Origin of the sequence: Paraburkholderia sp. J69-1 (assembly GCF_905220255.1) — a bacterium.
Classification (GTDB): domain Bacteria; phylum Pseudomonadota; class Gammaproteobacteria; order Burkholderiales; family Burkholderiaceae; genus Paraburkholderia.
Window position 1 is genome coordinate 28633 of record NZ_CAJMZG010000012.1, and the last position, 23677, is coordinate 52309.

Sequence of the window (23677 nt, forward strand, 5' to 3'; positions counted from 1 at the left end):
TAAAATGCCCGATTCGAATCCACCAATTTGGGCTTAAGCCGCCGAGGTCCTTCCGATCCGGGCGCGTGGTGCAAACGTAAGCAAACCAGCCGTTTATCTGCCGGTTTGCAACGCGCCACGCAGGAATCCCGGCTGAAGCCGCGACGCAGACACCGATCCGATGACCACCGGTTTCTTACAGAAAATCTTTGGCAGCCGCAATCAGCGCCTGATCAAGCAATATCAGAAGACGGTCGTGGCGATCAACGCGCTCGAACCGACCATCGAGCAATACACCGACGAGCAGCTGCGCGCCAAGACCGTCGAATTCCGCGAGCGCATCTCGAAGGGCACTTCGCTCGACGATCTGCTGCCCGAGGCGTTCGCTGTCTGCCGCGAGGCCAGCAAGCGTGTGCTCAAGATGCGCCACTTCGACGTCCAGTTGATCGGCGGCATGGTGCTGCATTACGGCAAGATCGCCGAAATGCGCACCGGCGAAGGCAAGACGCTGGTCGCGACGCTGCCGGTGTACCTGAACGCGCTGTCCGGGCGCGGTGTGCACGTGGTCACGGTGAACGACTACCTCGCCCAGCGCGACGCCGAATGGATGGCGCGCCTGTATAACTTCCTCGGTCTGTCCGTCGGCATCAATCTGTCGCAGATGGATCACGGCATGAAGCAGGAAGCCTACGGCTCGGACATCACCTACGGTACGAACAACGAGTTCGGCTTCGACTATCTGCGCGACAACATGGTCTACGAGACCGAGGCGCGCGTGCAGCGTGCGCTGAACTTCGCCGTGGTCGACGAAGTGGACTCGATTCTGATCGACGAAGCGCGTACGCCGCTGATCATCTCCGGTCAGGCCGAAGATCACACCGAACTCTACGTGCGTATGAACGCGCTGCCGCCGCTGCTCGAACGCCAGATCGGCGAAGAGAAGGCCGATGGCACGGGCGTCGAAAAGCCGGGCGACTACACGCTCGACGAAAAGGCACGTCAGGTGTTCCTGACGGAAGCGGGCCACGAAAAGGCCGAGCGCATGCTCGCCGAGTGGGGCCTGATCGGTCAGGGCGAAAGCCTCTACGCGCCGCAGAACATCACGCTGATGCATCACGTGTACGCCGCCCTGCGCGCGCACACGCTGTTCTTCAAGGATCAGCATTACGTGGTGCAGAACGGCGAAGTCGTGATCGTCGACGAATTCACCGGCCGTCTGATGGCCGGCCGCCGCTGGTCGGATGGTCTGCATCAGGCCGTGGAAGCGAAGGAACACGTCAAGATCCAGAGCGAAAACCAGACGCTCGCGTCGATCACGTTCCAGAACTACTTCCGCATGTACGCCAAGCTCTCGGGCATGACGGGCACGGCGGATACCGAAGCGTACGAATTCAACGAGATCTACGGCCTCGAAACCGTCGTGATCCCGACCAACCGGATTCCGAAGCGCATCGACAAGCAGGATCAGATCTACAAGACCGCCAAGGAGCGCTACGACGCCGTGATTCGCGACATCCGCGAATGCCACGAGCGCGGTCAGCCGGTGCTGGTCGGTACGACCTCGATCGAAAACTCGGAACTGCTCTCGCATCTGCTCACGCAGGCGGGGCTGCCGCACGACGTGCTCAACGCCAAGCAGCACGGTCGCGAAGCCGCGATCGTCGCCGAAGCCGGCCGTCCGAAGCGCGTGACCATTGCCACCAACATGGCCGGTCGCGGTACCGACATCGTGCTGGGCGGCAATGCGGAAAAGCAGGCTGCGTTCATCGAAGCCGACGATTCGATTCCCGCCGACGAAAAGGCGCGCCGCATCCAGCAACTGCACGACGAATGGCAGACGCTGCACGATCAGGTGAAGGCCGCGGGCGGTCTGCACATCATCGGCACCGAGCGCCACGAATCGCGCCGTATCGACAACCAGCTGCGCGGCCGTGCGGGCCGTCAGGGCGATCCGGGTTCGTCGCGTTTCTATCTGTCGCTCGAAGATCCGCTGCTGCGCATTTTCGCGGGCGACCGCGTGCGCGCCATCATGGACCGCCTGAAGATGCCGGAAGGCGAGGCGATCGAGGCGGGCATCGTCACGCGTTCGATCGAGTCGGCGCAGCGCAAGGTCGAAGCGCGTAACTTCGACATCCGCAAGCAGCTGCTCGAATACGACGACGTCTCGAACGACCAGCGCAAGGTGATCTACCAGCAGCGCAACGAACTGCTCGAAGCGCACGACATCACCGAAACCATCGGCGCGATGCGTCACGGCGTGGTCACGGATATCGTGCGTCAATATGTGCCGCACGGCAGTATCGAAGAGCAGTGGGACGTGCCCGAGCTGGAAGAGATTCTGCGCAACGAATGGCAGCTCGACCTCGCGATCCAGGAAATGATCAACGAGTCGTCGTCGATCGACGCGGACGAGATTCTCGAAGCCGTGCTCGCCGCCGCCGACGAAGCCTACGAGCAGAAGGTGGCGCTCGTGGGTCGCGAATCGTTCAGCGCGTTCGAGCGCTCGGTCATGCTGCAGACGCTCGACCGTAGCTGGCGCGAACACCTCGCCGCGCTCGATCACCTGCGTCAGGGCATCCATCTGCGCGGTTATGCGCAGAAGAACCCGAAGCAGGAATACAAGCGCGAAGCGTTCGAACTGTTCGCCGCCATGCTCGACGCCGTGAAGCAGGAAGTCACGCGCATCGTCATGAACGTGCAGATCCAGTCGCCGCAGCAACTCGAAGAAGCGGCCGAACAGATGGAAGAGCAGGGCGGCCATCTGGAGAACGTCGAATTCCGTCACGCCGAGTTCGCCGAAACGGGCGCCGAAGCAGCGCCGGTGGGCGCGGCGGCACCGGTCGCGGACGCCGCGGCAGCGATGGTCGGCGCGGCCATGAGCCACGAGGCGCTGGACGCCGACGGCGTGCCGAAGGTCGGTCGCAACGACCCGTGCCCGTGCGGCAGCGGCAAGAAGTACAAGCAGTGCCACGGCAAGATCGCGTGATGGAGCGCGGCGGCGCGTGTATCGAACCGGGTTCGATGATCGCGCCGTTCGCTTCGTGACGCGCTTGCGCGTAGATTCCGGTGGCCCGCTCTCCCTGACGGGCCTTGCGTTTTGAATCCTCAATGCCGGCCAGGCTGACAGAAACGTCGCGGCCGGCATTGCCTTTTCGACAGGTCGCCACCATGGCTGTCAATTTCCCCTCGATCGATCCCGCACAACTTCATCCGGTCGCCGGCGTGACGCTCGGCTGGGCGGAAGCCCATATCCGCAAGCCCAACCGCAAGGATGTGCTGGTGATTTCCGTCGAAGAAGGCGCGAGCGTCGCGGGCGTGTTCACGCTCAACCGCTTCTGCGCCGCGCCGGTGACGGTGTGCCGCGAACATCTCGCGAAGGTGCGCGAAGGTGGTGCGGGCATCCGCGCGCTCGTCATCAACACGGGTAACGCCAACGCGGGTACGGGCGAGCCGGGCATGAAGCACACGCGCGAAACCTGCGACGAACTCGCGCGCCTCGCGGGCATCGAGTCCTCGCAGGTGCTGCCGTTCTCGACCGGCGTGATTCTCGAGCCGCTGCCGATCGACCGCCTGAAGGCCGGTCTGCCCGCTGCGCTCGCGAACCGCAAGGAAGCGAACTGGTTCGACGCCGCGCACGCGATCATGACGACCGACACGCTGCCGAAGGCCGCGTCGCGCCAGGTCACGATCGACGGCCACACGGTCACGCTCACCGGCATCAGCAAGGGCGCGGGCATGATCAAGCCGAACATGGCGACCATGCTGGGCTTCCTCGCGTTCGACGCGAACGTGGCGCAGCCGGTCATGGACGAACTCGTCAAGCATGTGGCCGATCGCTCGTTCAACTGCATCACGATCGATGGCGACACCTCGACCAACGACTCGTTCATCCTGATCGCTTCGGGCAAATCGAGCCTGCCGGCCATCACGTCGACCGATTCGCCGGCGTACGCTGCACTGCGCGACGCCGTCACGGAAGTGGCGCAGACGCTCTCGCAACTGATCGTGCGCGACGGCGAAGGCGCGACCAAGTTCATGACGATTCAGGTCGAAGGCGGCAAGGATGTCGCCGAGTGCCGCCAGATCGCCTACGCGATCGGCCACTCGCCGCTCGTGAAGACCGCGTTCTACGCATCGGACCCCAACCTGGGCCGTATCCTGGCCGCGATCGGCTATGCGGGCGTGACGGATCTGGACGTCAACAAGATCGATCTGTATCTGGACGACGTGCTTGTGGCGAAGGCCGGCGGCCGTAACCCGGAATACAAGGAAGAAGACGGCCAGCGCGTGATGAAGAAGAGCGAGATCCTGATCCGCGTGGTGCTCGGCCGCGGTAACGCCGAAGCCACCGTCTGGACCTGCGATCTCTCGCACGACTACGTGAGCATCAACGCCGACTATCGTTCCTGATCGGGTTCCCGATCTTTCTAGACAAGACGCAATGGACAAGCTCGAACAGTTTCTGACCCGCGCCGAAGCGCTGCTCGGCCGACTCGAAGCCGTGCTGCCGCCGGCAGCGCCCGATGTGGACTGGAACTCGGCAGTCGCGTTCCGCTGGCGCACGCGCCAGGGCCGCGGCTTCCTGCAACCGGTCCCCGGCGTTTCGCTGATTTCGCTCGACGATCTGCAGAACATCGATCGCCAGAAGAATCTCATCGATCGCAACACGCGCCAGTTCGTGCAGAAGAAGCCCGCGAACAACGTGCTGCTGACGGGCGCGCGCGGCACCGGCAAGTCGTCGCTGATCAAGGCCTGCCTGAACGCCTACGCGCAGGACGGTCTGCGCCTGATCGAAGTCGACAAGGACGACCTGCACGATCTGGGCGATATCGTCGATCTGATCTCGACGCGCCCCGAGCGCTTCATCGTGTTCTGCGACGATCTCTCGTTCGAAGACGGCGAATCGGGCTACAAGGCGCTGAAAGTGGCGCTCGACGGTTCGGTGGCCGCCCAGTCCGACAACGTGCTGATCTACGCGACCTCGAACCGCCGCCATCTGCTGCCCGAGTACATGAGCGACAACGAGTCCTACAAGCACATGCCCGACGGTGAGATTCATCCGGGTGAAGTGGTGGAGGAGAAGATCTCGCTGTCGGAACGCTTCGGCTTGTGGGTGAGCTTTTATCCGTTCAAGCAGGACGACTATCTGACGATCGTCGGACACTGGCTGCGTCACTTCGGCTGCGATGACGCCGAAGTCGAAAGCGCACGCGGCGACGCGCTGGTCTGGGCGCTGGAGCGCGGTTCGCGTTCGGGCCGTGTGGCGTGGCAATTCGCGCGCGACTGGTCGGGCAAGAAGACGGAACAAGCATGAGCGAGCAAGTCAAAACCGCGGCGCGCCCCGTCACGGAAGTTGCGGTCGGCGTGCTGGTGCAGCCCGATGGCCGTTATCTGCTGGCGCAGCGCCCCGAAGGCAAACCCTACGCGGGCTACTGGGAATTTCCTGGCGGCAAGCTGGAGCAGGGCGAGTCGGTCGAGGCGGCGCTTGCGCGCGAGCTGCACGAGGAATTGGGGATCGACGTGAAGGCTTGCCATCGCTGGCATACGCTCGAGCACGATTATCCGCATGCCTACGTGCGTCTGTACTTCTGCAAGGTGACCGAGTGGACCGGCGAGCCGCACGGCCGCGAAGGTCAGGCGCTGGCATGGCAGGCGCTGCCCGCGAGCGTGGAGCCGTTGCTGCCCGCGACGATTCCCGTGCTGGAGTGGCTGGCGGCGGATTAAGGCCAGCTTTGCGCTGAAACCGCCGGCAAAAAGTACAAAAGCCGCCGCACTTCGAGGTGCGGCGGCTTTTTTTTTTATCGGTGTGCGGCTTACTGGCGCGTATCGGTGGGCGGTGCTTCGTCGTCGGGCGGCGTGTCTTCCTCGTTGCCGCCGATCCGGTACTTTTCAGCGGCCCAGGCGCCGAGATCCATCTGCTTGCAGCGTTCGGAGCAAAACGGGCGGAAGCGGCTTTCCGGCACCCAGCGGACGTCCTTACCGCAGGACGGGCATTTGACAACGGTGGTCATTCGGTCGACTGATCAGTAGCGAGGCGGCGCCGTTTCAGTAGGCGCCGCGCGATTGAAAAATGGCGCAAAGGCAATCAGCGGATGGTGACAGATTCTGCCGGCCGCTGCTTACAGGCTGCAGAGCGTGAGCTGGAATGGCACGTCCTGATCGACGGCGCGCGGGCGCAGATCGCCGTCCTGCACCGTGAAGCGCACCCACAGCATGTACTTGTTGGCGCTGGCTTCGGGAATCACGCGCAAATCGGGTGCCACGCGCACCTGCATCAACTGGTAAGTGCGGCCCGAGAGCATCTGCTGATAGCTGCCCTGCATCGCCATCACCTTCGACGCCTGGCCGGATTCGCGCGCGAGACGCAGCACGATGCTGGCGGCGTCGCGCAGCGGCAGCAGCGGCGTGACCCATTTGGCGATGTCCTGGCGGCGTTGATCTGCGTGCAACTGTTGCCACGCGTAATACGAGGGCAGATCGAACTTGCAGGTGCCGCCCGGAATGATCGCGCGGCTGCGGATGCTGGTGAGCCACTCGTTGTCTGCAAGATGCTGGCCGGTTTTGCCCTGCATCTGCGTGAGGCCCGCAAGCGTCTGCTCGATTTCGCCGAGCACGCTTTCCAGCGCATTCTGTTCGATACCGGGATTGCCGCGGAACGGCGCGAGCGTCTGACGCTGCCTTTCGAGCTCCTTCATGAGGTCCGATTTGAGATCGGCGCGGCCTGCGACTTCCGCGATTTCGAACAGCGTCGTGAGCGCGACGTGATGTTCCCTCGGATCTTCCTGAGTCAGGAAAAACGTAAAACGCTCGAACAGGTCTTCGAGGCGCAGCAGCGTCCGGATTCGCTCGTTGAAGGGATACTCGTAAAGAATCAAGCGCGCTCGCCTCGGGCGTGGTCGGTGAAGGATTGCAGGACATTCTAATGCCGTGGGACTACGGTCGCAATCGCGCTTGCCCGTGCAACGCTGTCACATCCGTGTTTTCCTGCAGATTCCTGCGAATTTCGACTCGATTTTGCGATTGCGTGCTGCAAAAACGCAGTGGCAGCGAGCGCGGTTAAGCGCCTGCAAGCGCGAGATAGCGCCGATGGAGTAGTTCGACGTCCTGTGCGAGTGCATCGAGCGTGGTGTCGTCGTTGACGATCACATCGTCGGCGGCGGCAAGACGTGCTTCGCGCGTGGCCTGACGTGCGATGATCGCCTGCACCTGCTCGCGTGTGAAACCGTTGCGGCGCATCACGCGCGCGATCTGCGTTTGAACGCTGCAATCGACAGCCAGCACGCGATCCACGCGCGATTTCCACGCGCCGGATTCGACCAGCAACGGCACCACCAGCATCACGTAAGGGCCCTTGGCCTCGCGCGTTTCGCGCTCGGTTTCCGCGCGGATCAGCGGATGCGTGATCGCTTCGAGCCGCTTGCGCGCGGCCTCGTCGCCGAACACGAGTGCACGCATGCGCGCGCGATCCATCGAGCCATCGGCGGCGACGAATTCAGGGCCGAATTGCGCGGCGATCTGTGGCATGGCGACGCCCTGCGGGGCGGTGACGCGATGCGCGATCACGTCCGTGTCCACGAGCGGCACGCCGCGCGCGGCGAACAGGTCCGCAACCGTGGATTTGCCGCTGCCGATACCGCCCGTCAATCCAACCGCAATCATCGATTTATTGCCTCACACAAAAGCGCCATAAAACGGCGTGCCCGCGAACAGCGTGAAGAACGCGCCTGCTGCCAGATACGGCCCGAACGGCAGCGGCTCTTCGAAGCGCATGCGTCCGCTCACCGTTGCCGCGAGACCGACTGCTGCGCCGGCCACCGCGGCAATCACGATGATCTGTGGCAGCGCGGCCCAGCCGAGCCACGCGCCGAGCGCCGCGAGTAGCTTGAAATCGCCATGCCCCATGCCTTCGACGCCGCGCAGCAGACGGAAGATCCAGTACACGGTCCACAACGCGAGATAGCCGGCGACTGCGCCGATCACGGCGCTTTGCAGATCGGTGAAGGTATCGACGAGATTCACCAGCAAGCCGGCCCACACGAGCGGCAGCGTAATCGAATCGGGCAGCAGGTGATGTTCGAGATCGATCGCGCTTGCGGCAATCAACGACGCGCACAGCACGAACGCCGCAAGCGCCTTGCCCGTAGGGCCGAACGCGAGCAGCGTGCCCGCTGCGCAGATTGCGCTGGCGAGTTCGATGGCGGGGTAGCGCACGCTCACGCGCGTGCCGCATTGCGAGCAGCGGCCGCGCAACATGAGCCAGCTCACGAGCGGAATGTTTTCCCAGGCGCGCAATACGTGGCCGCAATGCGGGCAGGCGCTGCGCGGCAGCCAGAGGTTGTAGCGCGCGGGCAGACCGTCGTTGAACAGGTCGCCGCTTTCGGATGCGTGACCGGACACTTCGGCGGCGTCGGCGCGCCAGGCGCGCTCCAGCATGATCGGCAGGCGATGTATCACCACGTTGAGGAAACTGCCGATCACGAGGCCGATCACGATCGCGAAGCCCATCAGCAGGCCAGGCGGCAAAGTGCCCAGCGCGACGGACAAAGGTGCGGCCGCATCGACAGACATGACGGACGAAGCGGACGTGACCTGCGATCCGTTGAAGGATGACGCGAGTGGCGTGGAAGCGGCGGCGGACGATAAAAGGACGGACATGAGCGGGAACCGTAATCTGGCAGCGATGCTACACCACGTTGCCCAGTTGAATGATGGGAAGATACATCGCAACCACAAGGCCGCCGACCAGCGCACCGAGCACCACGATGATGAGTGGCTCGCACAGACTCGCCACAAGCGCGATCTTTTCGTCCACCTGACGGTCGGCGAGCGCGGCGACGTCGAGCAGCATCGCGTCGAGTGCGCCGGATTCCTCCGCGACCGCGACGGGCTGGATCACATCGTCGGGAAAGCAGCCCGCCGAGCGCATGGCCGACGCAAGACGTTCTCCATGCCGAAGCCGCGCGCTGATGCTCGCGCTTGCCTGATCGAAGAACGCGTTACCGCTTGCGTGCGTGAGCGATTCGAAGGCATCGGCGAGCGGCGTACCGGCGCCTAGAAGTGTGCCGAGCGCGCGGCTCCAGCGCGCGGCGCACAAGGTCGTGAGCAAAGTGCCGAAGAGCGGCAGTGCGAGCACGATGCGTCCGAATGCGATGCGCGCAGCTTCGGAGCGGCGCAGCAAGGTATGGAGTGCGAAAACGCCGGCGGTACAGAGCGCCGCCGTGGGCACGCTCCAGCGCGCCGCCGCCGCCGAGAGCATCAGGACGAATTGTGTGGGCGCGGGCAGCGTCGCGCCGAAGCCATCGAAGATCTGCTTGAACGTGGGCACGACCCAGACCAGCAACGCGGCTGTGATCGCGAAGGCGAGCAGCAGCACGGCGACCGGATAGGTGAGCGCGGCGCGCACCTTCGAGCGTTGCGCGGCGGCACGTTCCCGATCATCGGCGACGCGGGCGAGTACCCCGGCGAGCGCGCCCGACGCCTCGCCTACAGCCACGAGCTGACAATAGAGCGAGCCGAAGCGCATCGGATATTGCGCGAGTGCATCCGCGAAACGCTTGCCTGCGGTGATCTCACGCGCGAGCGCGGCTGCGATGCGCGGCAGCCCGTGCGGCCCGCTCGCCTGCGCGAGCAGATCGAGCGCACCGGCAAGCGGCAGACCCGCGCGCAGCAGACTGGCGAGCTGACGCGTGAAGCGGGTGATGTCCGCCTGATTGGCTCGTGGCGAAGGCGCCGGGCCGCGCCGCTCGATCAGCGTGGCGGTGATGCGCTCGCGCTTGAGCGCCACGCGCGCCGCCGTAGCGTCGAACGCGATCAGCGTGCCGTGACGCGCGACGCCTGTGGTATCGAGGCCGCGCCACGCGAAGCGCGAATCCGGCGCGGCGTGTGGCTGCGTTGGTTTGCCCGTGATCATGAGGCGTCCGTCGCGGCGAGTGCTTCGGCGAGACTCGTCGTGCCGTCGCGCACCCGCGCCAGCGCGGCATCGCGCAACGTGGCGACGCCCTCCGAGCGCGCCAGTTTCGCGATGTCGTGCGCGCTGCGCCGCTCGACGATCATGTCGCGCATGGCGGCGCTCACGGGCAACACTTCATGAATGCCCACGCGACCGCGATAGCCGATGCCATGACACGCTTCGCAGCCCTTCGCGAGATACGGTTGCACATCGGCGAGACCGGCGGCGCGCAACGTTGCCTCCGATTCGTTCGAACGCTGGCGGCACTGCATGCACAGGCGCCGCACGAGCCGTTGCGCCGTGACGAGCCGCAACGCGGCCGCGAGGTTATACGGTTCGACGCCGATGTCGATCAGGCGCGCGACTGCCGCGGGCGCGTCGTTGGTGTGCAGTGTGGAGAGCACGAGGTGTCCCGTTTGCGCCGCTTTCACCGCGACGCTGGCGGTTTCCTCGTCGCGTATCTCGCCGATCATGATGACGTCCGGGTCCTGGCGCAGCAGGGCGCGCAGCGCGAGCGCAAAGGTGAGCCCGGCCTTCTCGCGCACGTTGACCTGATTGATGCCGGCAAGCTGGATTTCGGCGGGATCTTCGACTGAACAGAGATTGCGCGAGGCGTCGTTGAGCTTTTGCAGGAAGCAGTAAAGCGAGAGAGTTTTGCCGCTGCCGGTCGGGCCTGTGACGAGAACGAGACCGTGCGGTGCACCGATCGCCGCGCTCAGCGTTGCTCGTTGCGTATCGTCGAGGCCGAGCGCATTCAGCGAGAGATCGGCGGGTAGCGCTTCGAGCCGGCGCAGCACGAGCTTTTCGCCATGCAGCGTGGGCAACGAGTTCACACGATAGTCTTCCTGCGGCTGCGCTTCGCCACGTGGCGCGAGCCGCAAACGCCCGTCCTGAGGAATGCGCCGCTCCGCAATATCCATACGCGCGAGCACCTTGATGCGCGTAACGAAAGCATCGCGCAGATGAGCGGGCGGCCGCGCGATTTCGTGCAGCACGCCGTCGATACGCAAGCGCACGCGCCAGCCTTGTTCCTGCGGTTCGATATGTAAATCTGAGGCATTGCGGCGCGCGGCTTCGCGCAATGTATCGGCGAGCAGGCGGACGGCGGGCGCGTCGTCGGAAGAGACGGGCGTTGCCGGCGCAGGCGAAGCGGCGGCGCCAAAGCCAACGCTCGCCGCGCCATCGGCTGTGCGTTGCGCGATAGCCGGTGCGCGCCGTACACCGTGCGCACTAAAACGATCAGGAATGGAAAACATCGATTGCCGGCCCGAAGCCGCCGTGTGCGAGAGACGGCTTCATGATCGGCTGATGTGAAGTCGCGCACCACTCGGCCGAATGGCTAACGATGCGCGCGAGGCGAACGGGTCTAGCGGCCCGGCAACAGCTTCTTCGCTTTCTCCAGCGTGGCGCGCGCGCCCTTACCCGGCGTCGTGCCCGGTTTGAAGAGTTTGACCGTGCGCACGGCCTGGTCGTCGGCGCGCATGACTTCGAGTTTCACGTCGCCGATCTGCACGCACACGTCGCCTTCGGGAATCTCTTCGAGCACTTCGAGGATCAAACCGTTGAGCGTCTTCGGCCCGTCGGTCGGCAGCTTCATATGCAGCCAGCGGTTGAGTTCGCGCAAGGGCATGCTGCCCGGCACGATGCACTCGCCCTGATCGTTCCATCCGCCGCGTCCCGTACCGCTGCGCGGCATGGTGGTGGTGAATTCGCCGATCAGCTCTTCGATGATGTCTTCCGGCGTGAGCAGTCCTTCCATCTCGCCATACTCGTTCACCACCAGCGCAATACGGTGACGGCTTTCCTGGAAGTACTGAAGTTGCTGGAACACCGGCGTGCCGGTGGGCACGAAGTACGGTTCAGCCAGCAGTTCGCGCAGCGTCTCGCGCTCGAAATCCTGGTTGTGCAGGGCGGCCAGCGTCTTGCGCACATGCAGCACACCCAGCACGCGGTCGATATCGCCTTGATAGACGATCAGCTTGTTGTGATAGCAGGTTTCGAGCTGATGCAGGATCTCTTCCAGAGGCGCGTTGAAGTCGAGCGCTTCGATACGTCGACGCGGAATCATCACGTCATCGACGGTGATGTTTTCGAGATCGAACAGGTTCAACAGGATGCTGCGGTGCTTGGTCGGCATGAAGCTGCCGGACTCCAGCACGATGGTGCGCAGTTCTTCGGTCGAGAGCCGCTGGTCGTGCGCCTTGCTCGTATTGATGTGCAGCACGCGCAGGATCGTGTTCGCAAACATGTTGACGAACCAGATGATGGGCTTCGTCACGCGCATGAGCGGCGCGATCAGCAGGCTGGCGGGCAGCGCGATTTTTTCCGGGAACGTGGCGCCGACGATCTTCGGCGTGATTTCCGCAAACACGATGATCAGAAACGCGACGATGCCGGTCGCGATCGACAGCACGAGGTTGTTATGACCGAAGGTGTGCAGCGCGATCGAGGTGGTGAGCACCGGAATGATCGTGTTGAACAGGTTGTTGCCGATCAGGATGACGGACAGCAGCAGGTCGGTGCGCGCGAGCAGTTTCTGCGTGGTCTTTGCGCCGAGCGCGTTGTGGGTCGCGAGATATTTCAGCCGATGGCGGTTGAGCGCCATCATCGCCGTTTCGGAGATGGAGAAGAAGCTGGAGCAGATGAGCAGGACGAAGACGGCGCAAATCTGCGCCCATAAGGGAAGGTGGTCCACGCTTGGAGAAAGTGAGGGGATCGGGTGAGGAAACTATAACAGAGGGGTGCCGCGCGTCAGCCGTGGCGGGGAGGGCGTTGGCCGTCCGGCCAGGGGCGGCATCGGCTGGGCTTTGTGCGCGCTTGCGCAAGGGAAAGGACAGACAAAAAACGCAGACGAAAAAAAACCGCACAACACGTGTGCGGTTTTTTTTGAATTCTGGTCGGGGTGAGAGGATTCGAACCTCCGGCCTCTACGTCCCGAACGTAGCGCTCTACCAGGCTAAGCTACACCCCGAATTTTACTGCTTTTACTCTTCCGGCTTGCTTCGTCTTCGTTAAGACTGGCGCGTCGTCGAGTAAGAACATAATTCTAGCAGGCTCTCTTTGTATTGGGAAGAGGGAAATGAAGAAATTGCATCGGCCGCTGCTTGAGCCTCTGCTTTCGCGCATTGGAGGGTGTGGTCGAGTGCGCCCGAACGCGTGATGGCGTCGAAGATTTCGTCGAAACGCGTGGTGCCGCCTTGCTCGATGGCTTCGCGCGCGAGCGCAGCTTCCGCAGCCGTGCCGTGTTCGATCAGCCAGATCAGCGGCAGCGTGGGCTTGCCTTCGCGCAGATCGTCGCCGGCGTTCTTGCCCATCGATTCGGCCGTGCCGGTGTAGTCGAGCCAGTCGTCCATGATCTGGAACGCCGTACCCATGCGCCGGCCGTATTCCGCCGCGGCTTCTTCGGTGCGGGCATCCGCCCCCGAAAGCACGGCGCCCAGTTGTGCCGCTGCCTCGAACAGTTTGGCCGTCTTGTAACGGATGACCTGCATATAGCGTTCGGTATCGACGTCCGCATCATGCATGTTCAGGAGTTGCAGCACTTCCCCTTCGGAAATGATCGTGGTGGCCTGCGAGAGGATTTCCATCACGCGCATCTTGCCGACACCCACCATCATCTCGAACGAGCGCGAATACAGATAGTCGCCCACCAGCACGCTGGCCGCGTTGCCGAACAGCGCATTGGCCGTCTGGCGGCCGCGCCGCAGGTCGGATTCGTCGACGACGTCGTCGTGCAGCAGGGTGGCCGTGTGGATGAACTCGACGACAGCCGCGAGCGTATGACGATGCGAACTGCGATCGCCGAGCGCGCCAGCCACGAGCAGCAGCAGCGCCGGACGCAGCCGCTTGCCGCCCGCACTGATGATGTACTCGGAGATCTGGTTGATCAGCATCACCTCGGACGCCAGACTCTGCCGGATGACACGATTCACCTGCTCCATGTCGCTGGCGATGGGCGCAAGCAAGGTCGCTGCGCTGGGGGTAGGGGTGGCGGTGGACGACATGATGGCAAATATAGGTAGTGCCGCGGATTATAAGGCGAATCGGTCGCGGGCCCTATGTAGCTCTGCCGTCCGGCCGATGCTTCCCTCTATTTTTGTGTGGCGGGACGGGCGCTTCGCTACGGCGCGAAGTCATCATCAAACCTGCCGCAAAGCCTTGTCGCGCGGCGCGCAGGAACACGGCGCGCGTGCTTGTCAATACCTTTTGACCGTGCAGCTAACTCTATGTATAATCTAAGGTTTCGGGCGCGCAGTGCGTCTGAAAAGATATTTTAGAGTGAGGTTCTCAATGTACGCGGTCATAAAAACCGGCGGCAAGCAGTACAAAGTTGCCGTTGGCGAAAAACTCAAAGTAGAACAGATACCGGCTGACATTGACGCAGAAATCACGCTCGACCAGGTTCTCGCAGTGGGCGAAGGCGAATCGATTAAGTTCGGTACGCCGCTGGTCAGTGGGGCTTCCGTCAAGGCCACCGTTGTGTCGCAAGGCCGACACGCCAAAGTGACCATCTTCAAGATGCGTCGCCGGAAGCACTACCAGAAGCATGGCGGCCACCGCCAGAACTACACCGAACTGCGCATCGACGCTATCAACGCGTAAGCGCACGCCGGTAAAGGAGCAAACAAATGGCACACAAAAAGGCAGGCGGGTCGTCACGTAACGGCCGCGACTCAGAGTCGAAACGACTTGGCGTTAAGGTGTTCGGCGGCCAGGCTATCCTCGCAGGCGGCATCATCGTTCGCCAGCGCGGTACGCGTATGCACCCGGGTCTGAACGTTGGCATCGGCAAGGACCACACGCTTTACGCGCTGGTCGACGGCCACGTCTCGTTCGCGATCAAGGGCGCAGCCAACAAGCACATGGTCAACGTCGTACCGGTAGCAGCGTAAGTTTTAGCTGCTAGCAATCGACGCAAGGAAGGCCCCGCGAAGTTTGCGGGGCTTTTTCTTTATCTGCGCCCAGGTCCACGTAAGGGCGCAACGCGTTGGGATCGCCGTTGGCCGTTCGGTCAGGTGGGCAAGCATGGCCCCGGCGAGCACAATACGTGGGCACAATAACGAATTACCGACGATTCACCGATTACGGGACGGAGTAACGCATGAAGTTCATTGACGAAGCGAAGATCGAAGTCATCGCCGGCGATGGGGGCGATGGCAGCGCGTCGATGCGACGCGAGAAATTCGTCCCGTTCGGCGGGCCGGATGGCGGCGACGGCGGGCGAGGCGGCAGCGTCTACGTGGTTGCCGACCGCAATATCAATACGCTGATCGACTACCGCTATACCAAGAAGCATCTGGCGCGTAACGGCGAAAATGGCCGTGGCGCTGACTGCTATGGCAAGGGCGGCGACGACATCACGCTGCGCATGCCGGTGGGCACGGCCATCACCGACATGGAAACCGGCGAGTTCATCGCCGACCTCACCGAGCACGACCAGCGCGTGATGGTGGCGCAAGGCGGCGCGGGCGGCCTCGGCAACCTGCACTTCAAGTCGTCGACCAACCGCGCGCCGCGTCAGAAGACCGACGGCAAGGCGGGCGAGCGCCGCATGCTGCGCCTCGAACTGAAGGTGCTGGCCGACGTCGGTCTGCTCGGCATGCCCAATGCGGGCAAGTCCACCTTTATTTCCTCGGTGTCGAACGCGAAGCCGAAGATCGCCGATTACCCGTTCACGACGCTTGCGCCGAATCTGGGCGTGGTGCGCGTGGGTCCGAGCAAGAGCTTCGTGATCGCCGACATTCCTGGCCTGATCGAAGGCGCAGCGGAAGGCGCGGGCCTCGGTCACCAGTTCCTGCGTCACTTGCAGCGCACCAACCTGCTGCTGCATCTTGTCGACCTCGCACCGTTCGATGAAGCGGTCGATCCGGTCGCGGAAGCGAAGGCCATCGTCGGCGAACTGCGCAAGTACGACGAAATGTTGTTCGAGAAGCCGCGCTGGCTCGTGCTGAACAAGCTCGACATGGTGCCGGAAGAAGAACGTGCCGCGCGTATCGCCGACTTCGTCGAGCGTTTCGAGTGGGACGGCCCGGTGTTCGAGATTTCGGCACTCACGGGGCAGGGCTGCGAAAATCTCTGCTACGCGATCTACGACTACATCTCCGAGCATTCGGACGCGCGCCGTGCAGAGGAAGCGGAAGATCTCGCCTCCGACGTGCGCTTCCGCGATGCCGCGTCTGGCCAGAATGGCGGCGCCGCGCAGGAGCCGCAGGAGTAATTCATCGTTCGAGCCGGCAAGCGGCCCTCGGGCCGCGCCGGTTGCTTCACGCGTCATCAGTCATTTGGGGAGACCGCGCAGCATGCGTTCCGTCATCGCCGATTCCCGGCGTCTGGTAGTGAAAGTCGGTTCCAGCCTCGTCACGAACGATGGCCGCGGGCTCGATCATGCGGCCATTGGCCGCTGGGCCGCGCAGATCGCGGCGCTGCGTGCGCAGGGCAAGGAAGTCGTGCTCGTGAGTTCGGGCGCGATTGCCGAAGGCATGCAGCGTCTGGGCTGGACGAAGCGTCCGCGCGAAATCGACGAACTTCAGGCGGCTGCGGCAGTGGGCCAGATGGGTCTCGCGCAGGTGTACGAGAGCCGCTTCGCGGAGCACGACATCCGCACCGCGCAGATTCTGCTCACGCACGCCGACCTGGCCGACCGCGAACGTTATCTGAACGCGCGCTCGACGCTGCTTACGCTGTTGCGTCTGGGCGTAGTGCCGATCATCAACGAGAACGACACGGTCGTCACCGACGAAATCAAGTTCGGCGATAACGACACGCTTGGCGCGCTCGTGGCGAACCTGATCGAAGGCGACGCGCTGGTGATCCTCACCGATCAAAGCGGTCTCTACACGGCCGATCCGCGTAAAGATCCGGCCGCCACGCTCGTGCAGGAAGCCGATGCCGGCAAGCCGGAGCTGGAAGCGATGGCGGGCGGCGCAGGGTCGAGCATCGGCCGTGGCGGCATGCTCACCAAGATTCTCGCGGCCAAGCGCGCGGCGCACAGCGGCGCGAATACGGTGATCGCGAGCGGGCGCGAAGAGCAGGTGCTCGTGCGTCTCGCGCAGGGCGAGGCGATCGGTACGCAACTGATCGCACGCACGGCGCGCATGGCGGCGCGCAAGCAATGGATGGCGGATCACCTGCAGGTGCGCGGTCATGTCGTGATCGACGACGGCGCGGTGCAAAAGCTCACGGCTGACGGCAAGAGTCTGCTGCCGATCGGCGTGGTGGGCGTGCAGGGCGCGTTCGCGCGCGGCGAAGTGATCGCGTGTCTGAATCCGTCCGGCCAGGAAGTCGCACGCGGCCTGACCAACTACAGCAGCGCGGAAACGAAGCTGATCCAGCGTCACCCTAGCGGCGAGATCGAAGGCGTGCTCGGCTATATGCTGGAGCCGGAACTGATCCATCGCGACAATCTCGTGCTGATCTAAAAAGCCTAAGTACGCAAGCTCAGTGCACAAAGAAAAAGCCGCAACAGTCGATGACTGCTGCGGCTTTTTTATTGGCGTCGCGCGCGGATATCAGCGCACGAGTGTCGATTGCGTGCGGCCGAAGCGAATGTTCTCGCCGATCACCGATGCTTTCGCGATCGGCATCTTGTTGGCGCAGAAGTAGTCCTGATAGAGCCTCGACTGGTACGCGTTGAGCGTGCCGTTCTCGATGCGCGACCAGTCGTTGGCGACGGTCTGGTCCCAGCCGTTGTGGTCGGCGTTCAGGCTCGCGTAGAGGCGCCACTCGTAGGTGTCGCAGCGAATGCCTTCGTAGTTGATGTTGCGCGCGCCATTCGGGCTCGTGATGACGATCGTGTAGCGCACCACGCCATCGGTGCCGACGCTCAGCGAGGCCGGATCGACGGCGAACTTCAGCGGCGTGTTGTTCGAGACGTCGAAGCCGTAGAGCTGCGCGTTCGCGCCGGGCAGGGCCGGCAGGCTTTCGAGCGTGTTTTCCTTCCATTCGCCCTTGCGGTCGAGCAGATAGGTAAAGGCGCTGTCGTCCTTGTTGGTGGGGCCGGAACTGCCGCAACCGGACAGCAGGACGCTACTTGCGGCCGCGGCGCACACCGCAGCAAGAGCCAGTCGTTTCAAATCGATATTCCTTCGATGCACCGGCGCTGCGCGCACGAATGCGCGGCGCCGCGGATGCGGACCGCCATGCGCCACGCAGCGCAACTCGTGCGCTACGGCGGCGAGGCCGGTCCGGGCGTTGGGTGCGACGTCGCGAGCAGGCGGGGCAATGACCGGATAACAACCCGGTGACCCGCCCACGGATTAACCATGCTCGTCCGGCGCAGGCTCGATCATACTCCCCGCGGGGTCGCAGTCGCGATCCAGCGAGACGTGGATCGAGTCATCCACGAACGTGGGCTCGAGCTGTACCGCCTCGGCATGCGCGGACGTGATGAGGCGCGGATAGCGCACTTCATGACCGTGCGGGCCGTGGGCGCTTACACGCTCGACACGCGGCATCGCCGGGCGTCGCAAAAAGCGCGACAGCTCGGTGAGCGCCAGTTGGTAGACATCGCGCTTGAACTCGATGACCGCTTCGAGCGGCACCCAGTATTCATTCCAGCGCCATGCATCGAACTCGGGATGCTCTGTTGCCCTCAGGCAGATATCGCAATCGCGCCCGACCATGCGCAGCAGAAACCAGATCTGTTTCTGACCGCGATAATGGCCGCGCACTTCGCGCTTGATGAACTTGTCCGGCACCTCATAACGCAGCCAGTCGCGCGTGCGACCGACGATCTTGACGTGCTCCGGATGCAAACCGGTTTCTTCGTGCAACTCCCGAAACATTGCCTGCATGGGGGTCTCACCATATTTGATGCCCCCTTGCGGAAACTGCCAGGAATGTTCGCGAACCCGTTTACCCCAAAACACCTCGTTTCGCGCGTTCAAGAGGATGATGCCGACGTTCGGGCGAAACCCCTCACGATCCAGCATACAACCACCTTCGAATCCTTTAAAATTGCTTTGATTATAAACAGATAACGGTCCTCACGCACCCGGCGGCCAGAAGTTTGGAGCGTTTTGCCATGAAGGCGCAAAAATGCGTCTGTCGTGCCGCTCGCCAGTCTCACCTGCGCGGCGCCCGGGGCGTTGTCATAATGTCGGGTCTGTGATCTCCACCGTTGGACACTTTCGGGCGGCCTCCCGTTGCCGCCGCTTTTGGAAAAAACCCTGAATGAAAGCCTCCCGTTTCTTTATCGGCACCCTCAAGGAAGCGCCGGCTGACGCCGAAATCGTCAGCCACAAGTTGATGATCCGCGCCGGCATGATCCGTCGCGTTGCGGGCGGCATTTACAACTATCTGCCGATCGGCCTGCGTTCGATCCGCAAGGTCGAGCAGATCGTGCGCGAGGAAATGAACCGCGCGGGCGCCATCGAACTGCTGATGCCGGCGGTGCAGCCGGCCGAACTCTGGCAGGAATCGGGGCGCTGGGAGAAATACGGGCCGGAACTGCTGCGCTTCAAGGACCGCAAGCAAAGCGATTTCGTGATGGGGCCGACGCACGAAGAAGTCGTTACCGACATCGCGCGCAACCAGATCAAGAGCTACCGTCAGATGCCGGTGAACTTCTACCAGGTACAGACGAAGTTCCGCGACGAAATCCGTCCCCGTTTTGGCGTGATGCGCGGCCGCGAATTCATCATGAAGGACGCGTACTCGTTCGATAAGGACGTGGACGGCCTGAAGCTCTCGTACGAGAAGATGTACGACGCTTACGTGCGCATCTTCACGCGTCTGGGTCTGAATTTCCGCGCAGTCGTGGCCGATAACGGCTCGATCGGCGGCAGCGGCTCGCACGAATTCCACGTGATCGCCGAAACCGGCGAAGACGATATCGCTTATTGCCCGACCTCGGAATTCGCCGCCAACGTCGAAGCCACCGAAGCCCTGCCGTTGATCGCCGAGCGCGCCGCAGCCAGCGAAGCGCTCACGAAGACCTCGACGCCCGGCGCTGCGAAGTGCGAAGCCGTCGCGAAGCTGCTCGACATTCCGCTCGAAAAGACCATCAAGTCGATCATTCTCGCGACCGACAACGAAGGCGCCGAACCCACGATCTGGCTGCTGATGCTGCGTGGCGACCACGATCTGAACGAGATCAAGGCGAGCAAGATCGAGGGTCTGTCGGGTTTCCGCATGGCGACCGAAGCCGAAATCGTCGAATGGTTCGGCACGCCGCCGGGCTACCTCGGCCCGCTCAACACGAAGAAGCCGGTCAAGGTGATCGCGGACCGCACGGTCGCGAACATGAGCGACTTCGTGGTCGGCTCGAACGACGTCGACTTCCACACCACGGGCGTGAACTGGGGCCGCGATCTGCCGGAGCCGGTCGTCGCCGACATCCGCAACGTCAAGAAGGGCGATCCGTCGCCGGATGGCAAGGGTGTGATCGACATCTGCCGCGGTATCGAAGTGGGCCACGTGTTCCAGCTCGGCACCAAGTATTCGGAAGCAATGGGCGCGACGTTCCTCGCGGAAAACGGCAAGCCCGCGCCGATGCAGATGGGCTGCTACGGTATCGGCGTCACGCGTATCCTGGGTGCGGCGATCGAGCAGAACTTCGACGACAAGGGCATCATCTGGCCGGAATCGATTGCGCCGTTCCAGGTGGTCGTGTGCCCGATGGGCATGGATCGCAGCGAGCTCGTGCGCGAGCACGCCGAACGTGTGTACAACGAACTGGTTGCTGCCGGCATCGACGTGATCCTCGACGATCGCGGCGAGCGTCCGGGCGTGATGTTCGCCGACTGGGAACTGATCGGCGTGCCGCATCGTCTGGTGATCGGCGATCGTGGCCTGAAGGAAGGCAAGATCGAGTATCAGGGCCGCCGCGACACCGAAGCGACGCTGCTGCCGGCTGAAGAAGCCGCGCAGACCGTGGCGCAGAAGGTGCTGGCCGCACTGAAGGCCTGATGCCTGTTTCGATGAACCTCAGCTAAGGAGCGTTGCGAACGTGGAGTACAGCTTCCTGTCCGCGACGATCCTGCTGCTGCTCATCACCGATCCGCTCGGCAATATTCCGCTTTTCATCGGTTGCCTGCATCACGTGGCGCGCGAGCGCCGGGCGATCGTGATCCTGCGCGAAGTGGCGATCGCCTTCGTGATCCTGCTGATCTTCATGGTGGCCGGCAACGGCTTCCTGCGGATGATGGGGCTCACGGATACGTCGCTGCGCATCGGCGGCGGCATCGTGCTGTTCCTGATCGCGCTGCGCATGATCTTCCCGCATCCGGGCGGCCCGTTCGGCGGCGGCGATAAAGACGGCGAGCCGCTGATCGTGCCGCTGGCGATTCCCGCGCTGGCGGGGCCGTCGGCGCTGGCCACGGTGATGCTGCTGACGTCGCAGGCGCCGGGCAAACTGTTCGAGTGGATCGGCGCGCTGATCGTGACGATGGCGATCTGCGCGATCGTGCTGGTGCTCGCGGAGCGCATCCAGCAGTGGCTGGGCGAGCGCGTGGTGACGGCTTTCGAGCGCTTGATGGGATTGGTGCTCGTGGCGATTTCGGTGGAGATGATCCTCGCGGGGATTGCCGCGTTCGTGCATCACCTTTGATTGCGTTTCGCCGCCTCGACGGCAACAAAAAAGCGACCCGCGGGTCGCTTTTTTTTCATGCTGCGCCCGGTAGGCGCGTCGCTTACACGACCGGGTTACGCACCTTCGGTCAGCGCGCGGATCGTCGGCAGGTTACGCCAGTAACCCTTCGCGTCCATGCCGCAGCCAAACACATAGCGGTCCGGCACCGAAAAGCCGCAGTAGTCCGGATGCAGCGGCTTCGCCTTCGGAATGATCTTCTCGCACAGCACCGCCGACAGGAAACGCTTCGCGCCCATGTCCATGATGCGGTCGCGGATCGCGGCCATGGTTTCGCCTTCGTCGAGGATGTCGTCGAGCACGAGCACGACGCGGTCCTTCACCGACTCGCGCGGCGCCACGCGCCACTGCATTTCCGCGCTGCCCTTGATGGCGTTGCGGTAGCGCGTGAGGTGGATGTAGTCGAACTCGAGCGGGAAATCGAGGTGCGGCAACAGCATGCCGGTGAACACCGCCGCGCCGCCCATCACCGACAGCACGAGCGGGAATTCCTCGCTGACATCGGCGCGAATGGCTTCGGCCATCCGGCCGATCGACGCGTTGACCTCACTCACCGAAACGATTTCTTCGGAGTGGCTGAAAATATGGAGGGCTTCTTCGCGATTCATGACTCTGGCGGGGCAGTGGCTGTAGCTATTCAGTGTGGAAAATAACGACGGCGCGCGCTACAGCAAAAACCCGCGCTTCATTGTCCAGCTCGCGCGCCGCGTCGTATCGGGTTGCGCGCGCGTTCATGCCGCGCAGCCCGGAACAGAAAAGATCGTGAATCAGCGCATGCCGGGCATCATGCCCTTCATGCCGCGCATCATCTTTTGCAGGTTGCCGCCCTTGAGCTTCTTCATCATGGTGCGCATCTGGTCGTACTGATTGAGCAGACGGTTCACTTCCTGCACCTGCACGCCCGCGCCCGCTGCGATGCGGCGCTTGCGCGTGGCCTTGATGAGATCGGGCTTGGCGCGCTCCTGGGCGGTCATCGAATTGATGATGCCTTCCATGCGGCGCATCTGCTTTTCGGCCTGGCCCATGTTGGCGCCCGAGGCGGCTTGCTGGAACTGAGCGGGCAGCTTGTCCATCAGCGACGACAGGCCGCCCATGCTCTTCATCTGCGTGAGTTGGGCGCGGAAGTCGTTGAGGTCGAAGTCGCCACCTTTCTTGACCTTGTCGGCGAGCTTCTGGGCGGCTTGAACGTCAACGCCGCGCTGCGCTTCTTCGACGAGGGCGAGAATGTCGCCCATGCCGAGAATACGGTTGGCCATGCGGTCCGGGTGGAACACTTCCAGACCGTCGAGCTTTTCCGCCACGCCGACGAACTTGATCGGCTTGCCGGTGATGTGGCGCACGGACAGCGCCGCGCCGCCGCGCGAGTCGCCGTCGAGCTTGGTGAGCACCACGCCGGTGAGCGGCAGGGCGTCGTTGAATGCCTTGGCCGTGTTGACCGCGTCCTGACCGAGCATCGCGTCGACCACGAACAGCGTTTCAGCCGGCTTGAGCGAGGCGTGCAGCGCGGTGATTTCGTTCATCATCGCCTCGTCGATACCGAGGCGACCGGCCGTGTCGACGAGCAGAACGTCGTGGTAATGGCGCTTGGCCCAGTCCACGGCGGCGGCGGCGATATCGACCGGCTTTTGATCGGGCTGCGAGGGGAAGAAGTCGGCGCCGACCTGTTCCGTCACCGTCTTCAACTGCGCGATAGCGGCAGGGCGGTAGACGTCACAGGAAACGGTCAGGACCTTCTTCTTGTACTTCTCGCGCAGCAGCTTGGCCAGCTTGCCGACCGTGGTGGTCTTACCCGCGCCCTGCAGACCGGCCATGAGGATGACGGCGGGCGGCGTGACGGCGAGATTCAGCTCGACGGCCTTGCCTTCGTAGTCGCCGCCGATCACGGCGGTCAGCTCGCGCTGCACCACGCCGACGAGCGCCTGGCCCGGCGAGAGGCTGCTGATGACTTCCTCGCCCAGCGCCTTTTCCTTGACCTTGGCGATGAATTCGCGCACGACGGGCAGCGCCACGTCCGCTTCCAGCAGCGCGAGACGGACCTCGCGCAGCATTTCCTGCGTATTGGCTTCGGTCAGCCGGGCTTCGCCGCGCAGCGTCTTGACGACGCGCGCCATCCGTTGAGTGAGATTGTCGAGCATGGGGAGGCGGTGAGCAGTGAGGCCCGG

General features: G+C 63.4%; 22 protein-coding genes and 1 tRNA gene. 10 read left to right on the plus strand and 13 right to left on the minus strand.

Annotated elements, in window-relative coordinates; translation table 11 throughout:
• Nucleotides 1-160: 160 nt before the first annotated feature.
• The 4 genes from secA (at nt 161) to U5A67_RS22140 (ending at nt 5703) form a co-directional block, all read left to right on the plus strand.
• On the plus strand, nt 161-2965 hold the full coding sequence (gene secA / locus U5A67_RS22125; protein WP_205983435.1) for a preprotein translocase subunit SecA: 2805 nt from the start codon (nt 161-163) through the stop codon (nt 2963-2965).
• Nucleotides 2966-3147: 182 nt separating this feature from the next.
• Nucleotides 3148-4389 (plus strand): bifunctional glutamate N-acetyltransferase/amino-acid acetyltransferase ArgJ, encoded by a 1242-nt coding sequence (gene argJ / locus U5A67_RS22130; protein ID WP_205983434.1) that lies wholly within the window; start codon nt 3148-3150, stop codon nt 4387-4389.
• A 31-nt stretch (nt 4390-4420) separates the two neighbouring features.
• Nucleotides 4421-5293, plus strand: a complete 873-nt coding sequence (locus U5A67_RS22135) for an ATP-binding protein (RefSeq protein WP_321816191.1) — start codon at nt 4421-4423, stop codon at nt 5291-5293.
• Nucleotides 5290-5703, plus strand: a complete 414-nt coding sequence (locus U5A67_RS22140) for an NUDIX domain-containing protein (protein WP_205983432.1) — start codon at nt 5290-5292, stop codon at nt 5701-5703. Before U5A67_RS22135 ends, U5A67_RS22140 begins: the two co-directional genes overlap by 4 nt.
• Nucleotides 5704-5792: 89 nt before the next feature.
• On the opposite strand, the gene U5A67_RS22145 is transcribed toward U5A67_RS22140, so the two are convergent.
• From U5A67_RS22145 to U5A67_RS22185, 9 genes are all read right to left on the minus strand, one after another.
• Nucleotides 5793-5990 (minus strand): DNA gyrase inhibitor YacG, encoded by a 198-nt coding sequence (locus U5A67_RS22145; RefSeq protein WP_205983431.1) that lies wholly within the window; start codon nt 5988-5990, stop codon nt 5793-5795.
• A gap of 108 nt (nt 5991-6098) precedes the next feature.
• On the minus strand, nt 6099-6854 hold the full coding sequence (gene zapD / locus U5A67_RS22150; protein ID WP_027817983.1) for a cell division protein ZapD: 756 nt from the start codon (nt 6852-6854) through the stop codon (nt 6099-6101).
• A 181-nt stretch (nt 6855-7035) separates the two neighbouring features.
• Nucleotides 7036-7638 (minus strand): dephospho-CoA kinase, encoded by a 603-nt coding sequence (coaE, locus tag U5A67_RS22155; RefSeq protein ID WP_205983430.1) that lies wholly within the window; start codon nt 7636-7638, stop codon nt 7036-7038.
• 12 nt (nt 7639-7650) lie between these two features.
• On the minus strand, nt 7651-8547 hold the full coding sequence (locus U5A67_RS22160; RefSeq protein ID WP_205983470.1) for a prepilin peptidase: 897 nt from the start codon (nt 8545-8547) through the stop codon (nt 7651-7653).
• A 115-nt stretch (nt 8548-8662) separates the two neighbouring features.
• Entirely contained in the window at nt 8663-9889 is a 1227-nt protein-coding gene (locus U5A67_RS22165; RefSeq protein ID WP_321816192.1) for a type II secretion system F family protein, read from the minus strand.
• A complete protein-coding gene (locus U5A67_RS22170) occupies nt 9886-11184 on the minus strand; it encodes a GspE/PulE family protein (protein ID WP_321816193.1) in 1299 nt (432 codons plus the stop codon). The genes U5A67_RS22165 and U5A67_RS22170 overlap by 4 nt, the downstream gene beginning before the upstream one ends.
• Nucleotides 11185-11294: 110 nt before the next feature.
• Nucleotides 11295-12623, minus strand: coding sequence for an HlyC/CorC family transporter (locus tag U5A67_RS22175; RefSeq protein WP_205983427.1), 1329 nt, complete (start codon nt 12621-12623; stop codon nt 11295-11297).
• A gap of 199 nt (nt 12624-12822) precedes the next feature.
• A tRNA-Pro gene (locus U5A67_RS22180) sits at nt 12823-12899 on the minus strand.
• 40 nt (nt 12900-12939) lie between these two features.
• Complete coding sequence (locus U5A67_RS22185) at nt 12940-13932, minus strand: polyprenyl synthetase family protein (protein ID WP_205983426.1); 993 nt, start codon at nt 13930-13932, stop codon at nt 12940-12942.
• A gap of 286 nt (nt 13933-14218) precedes the next feature.
• Here U5A67_RS22185 and rplU point away from each other — a divergent pair, with 286 nt between their 5' ends.
• The 4 genes from rplU to proB all read left to right on the plus strand — a co-directional run bounded on the left by rplU (nt 14219) and on the right by proB (nt 17346).
• Complete coding sequence (gene rplU, locus U5A67_RS22190) at nt 14219-14530, plus strand: 50S ribosomal protein L21 (RefSeq protein WP_007180329.1); 312 nt, start codon at nt 14219-14221, stop codon at nt 14528-14530.
• 26 nt (nt 14531-14556) lie between these two features.
• A complete protein-coding gene (gene rpmA, locus U5A67_RS22195; RefSeq protein WP_167069419.1) occupies nt 14557-14820 on the plus strand; it encodes a 50S ribosomal protein L27 in 264 nt (87 codons plus the stop codon).
• A gap of 209 nt (nt 14821-15029) precedes the next feature.
• Nucleotides 15030-16145 (plus strand): Obg family GTPase CgtA, encoded by a 1116-nt coding sequence (gene cgtA / locus U5A67_RS22200; protein WP_205983425.1) that lies wholly within the window; start codon nt 15030-15032, stop codon nt 16143-16145.
• Nucleotides 16146-16227: 82 nt separating this feature from the next.
• Nucleotides 16228-17346 (plus strand): glutamate 5-kinase, encoded by a 1119-nt coding sequence (gene proB, locus U5A67_RS22205; protein WP_205983424.1) that lies wholly within the window; start codon nt 16228-16230, stop codon nt 17344-17346.
• Between the two features lie 90 nt (nt 17347-17436).
• Here the strand turns inward: proB and U5A67_RS22210 are convergent, their stop codons facing one another.
• Together U5A67_RS22210 and U5A67_RS22215 are read right to left on the minus strand one after the other, a co-directional pair.
• On the minus strand, nt 17437-18000 hold the full coding sequence (locus U5A67_RS22210) for a CNP1-like family protein (protein WP_205983423.1): 564 nt from the start codon (nt 17998-18000) through the stop codon (nt 17437-17439).
• Between the two features lie 183 nt (nt 18001-18183).
• On the minus strand, nt 18184-18858 hold the full coding sequence (locus U5A67_RS22215) for an RNA pyrophosphohydrolase (RefSeq protein ID WP_205983422.1): 675 nt from the start codon (nt 18856-18858) through the stop codon (nt 18184-18186).
• A 241-nt stretch (nt 18859-19099) separates the two neighbouring features.
• Between U5A67_RS22215 and U5A67_RS22220 the strand changes: the two genes are divergently transcribed.
• Both U5A67_RS22220 and U5A67_RS22225 read left to right on the plus strand, forming a co-directional pair.
• Nucleotides 19100-20836: a proline--tRNA ligase gene (locus tag U5A67_RS22220; protein WP_205983421.1), complete on the plus strand. Its 1737-nt coding sequence runs from the start codon at nt 19100-19102 to the stop codon at nt 20834-20836.
• A 40-nt stretch (nt 20837-20876) separates the two neighbouring features.
• Nucleotides 20877-21476 carry a MarC family protein gene (locus tag U5A67_RS22225; RefSeq protein WP_205983420.1) on the plus strand — a complete coding sequence of 200 codons (600 nt, stop codon included), beginning with the start codon at nt 20877-20879 and terminating at the stop codon, nt 21474-21476.
• A gap of 95 nt (nt 21477-21571) precedes the next feature.
• On the opposite strand, the gene U5A67_RS22230 is transcribed toward U5A67_RS22225, so the two are convergent.
• Nucleotides 21572-22123: a hypoxanthine-guanine phosphoribosyltransferase gene (locus tag U5A67_RS22230; RefSeq protein WP_205983419.1), complete on the minus strand. Its 552-nt coding sequence runs from the start codon at nt 22121-22123 to the stop codon at nt 21572-21574.
• A 159-nt stretch (nt 22124-22282) separates the two neighbouring features.
• Nucleotides 22283-23650 (minus strand): signal recognition particle protein, encoded by a 1368-nt coding sequence (gene ffh, locus U5A67_RS22235; protein ID WP_027817969.1) that lies wholly within the window; start codon nt 23648-23650, stop codon nt 22283-22285.
• Nucleotides 23651-23677: the final 27 nt, after the last annotated feature.

Coding starts and splice junctions, on each gene's coding strand:
- secA (WP_205983435.1), top strand. CDS start 161: ATGACCACCGGTTTCTTACAGAAAATCTTTGGCAGCCGCAATCAGCGC.
- argJ (WP_205983434.1), top strand. CDS start 3,148: ATGGCTGTCAATTTCCCCTCGATCGATCCCGCACAACTTCATCCGGTC.
- U5A67_RS22135 (WP_321816191.1), top strand. CDS start 4,421: ATGGACAAGCTCGAACAGTTTCTGACCCGCGCCGAAGCGCTGCTCGGC.
- U5A67_RS22140 (WP_205983432.1), top strand. CDS start 5,290: ATGAGCGAGCAAGTCAAAACCGCGGCGCGCCCCGTCACGGAAGTTGCG.
- U5A67_RS22145 (WP_205983431.1), bottom strand. CDS start 5,990: ATGACCACCGTTGTCAAATGCCCGTCCTGCGGTAAGGACGTCCGCTGG.
- coaE (WP_205983430.1), bottom strand. CDS start 7,638: ATGATTGCGGTTGGATTGACGGGCGGTATCGGCAGCGGCAAATCCACG.
- U5A67_RS22160 (WP_205983470.1), bottom strand. CDS start 8,547: ATGTCTGTCGATGCGGCCGCACCTTTGTCCGTCGCGCTGGGCACTTTG.
- U5A67_RS22165 (WP_321816192.1), bottom strand. CDS start 9,889: ATGATCACGGGCAAACCAACGCAGCCACACGCCGCGCCGGATTCGCGC.
- U5A67_RS22170 (WP_321816193.1), bottom strand. CDS start 11,184: ATGTTTTCCATTCCTGATCGTTTTAGTGCGCACGGTGTACGGCGCGCA.
- U5A67_RS22185 (WP_205983426.1), bottom strand. CDS start 13,932: ATGTCGTCCACCGCCACCCCTACCCCCAGCGCAGCGACCTTGCTTGCG.
- rplU (WP_007180329.1), top strand. CDS start 14,219: ATGTACGCGGTCATAAAAACCGGCGGCAAGCAGTACAAAGTTGCCGTT.
- rpmA (WP_167069419.1), top strand. CDS start 14,557: ATGGCACACAAAAAGGCAGGCGGGTCGTCACGTAACGGCCGCGACTCA.
- cgtA (WP_205983425.1), top strand. CDS start 15,030: ATGAAGTTCATTGACGAAGCGAAGATCGAAGTCATCGCCGGCGATGGG.
- proB (WP_205983424.1), top strand. CDS start 16,228: ATGCGTTCCGTCATCGCCGATTCCCGGCGTCTGGTAGTGAAAGTCGGT.
- U5A67_RS22215 (WP_205983422.1), bottom strand. CDS start 18,858: ATGCTGGATCGTGAGGGGTTTCGCCCGAACGTCGGCATCATCCTCTTG.
- U5A67_RS22220 (WP_205983421.1), top strand. CDS start 19,100: ATGAAAGCCTCCCGTTTCTTTATCGGCACCCTCAAGGAAGCGCCGGCT.
- U5A67_RS22230 (WP_205983419.1), bottom strand. CDS start 22,123: ATGAATCGCGAAGAAGCCCTCCATATTTTCAGCCACTCCGAAGAAATC.
- ffh (WP_027817969.1), bottom strand. CDS start 23,650: ATGCTCGACAATCTCACTCAACGGATGGCGCGCGTCGTCAAGACGCTG.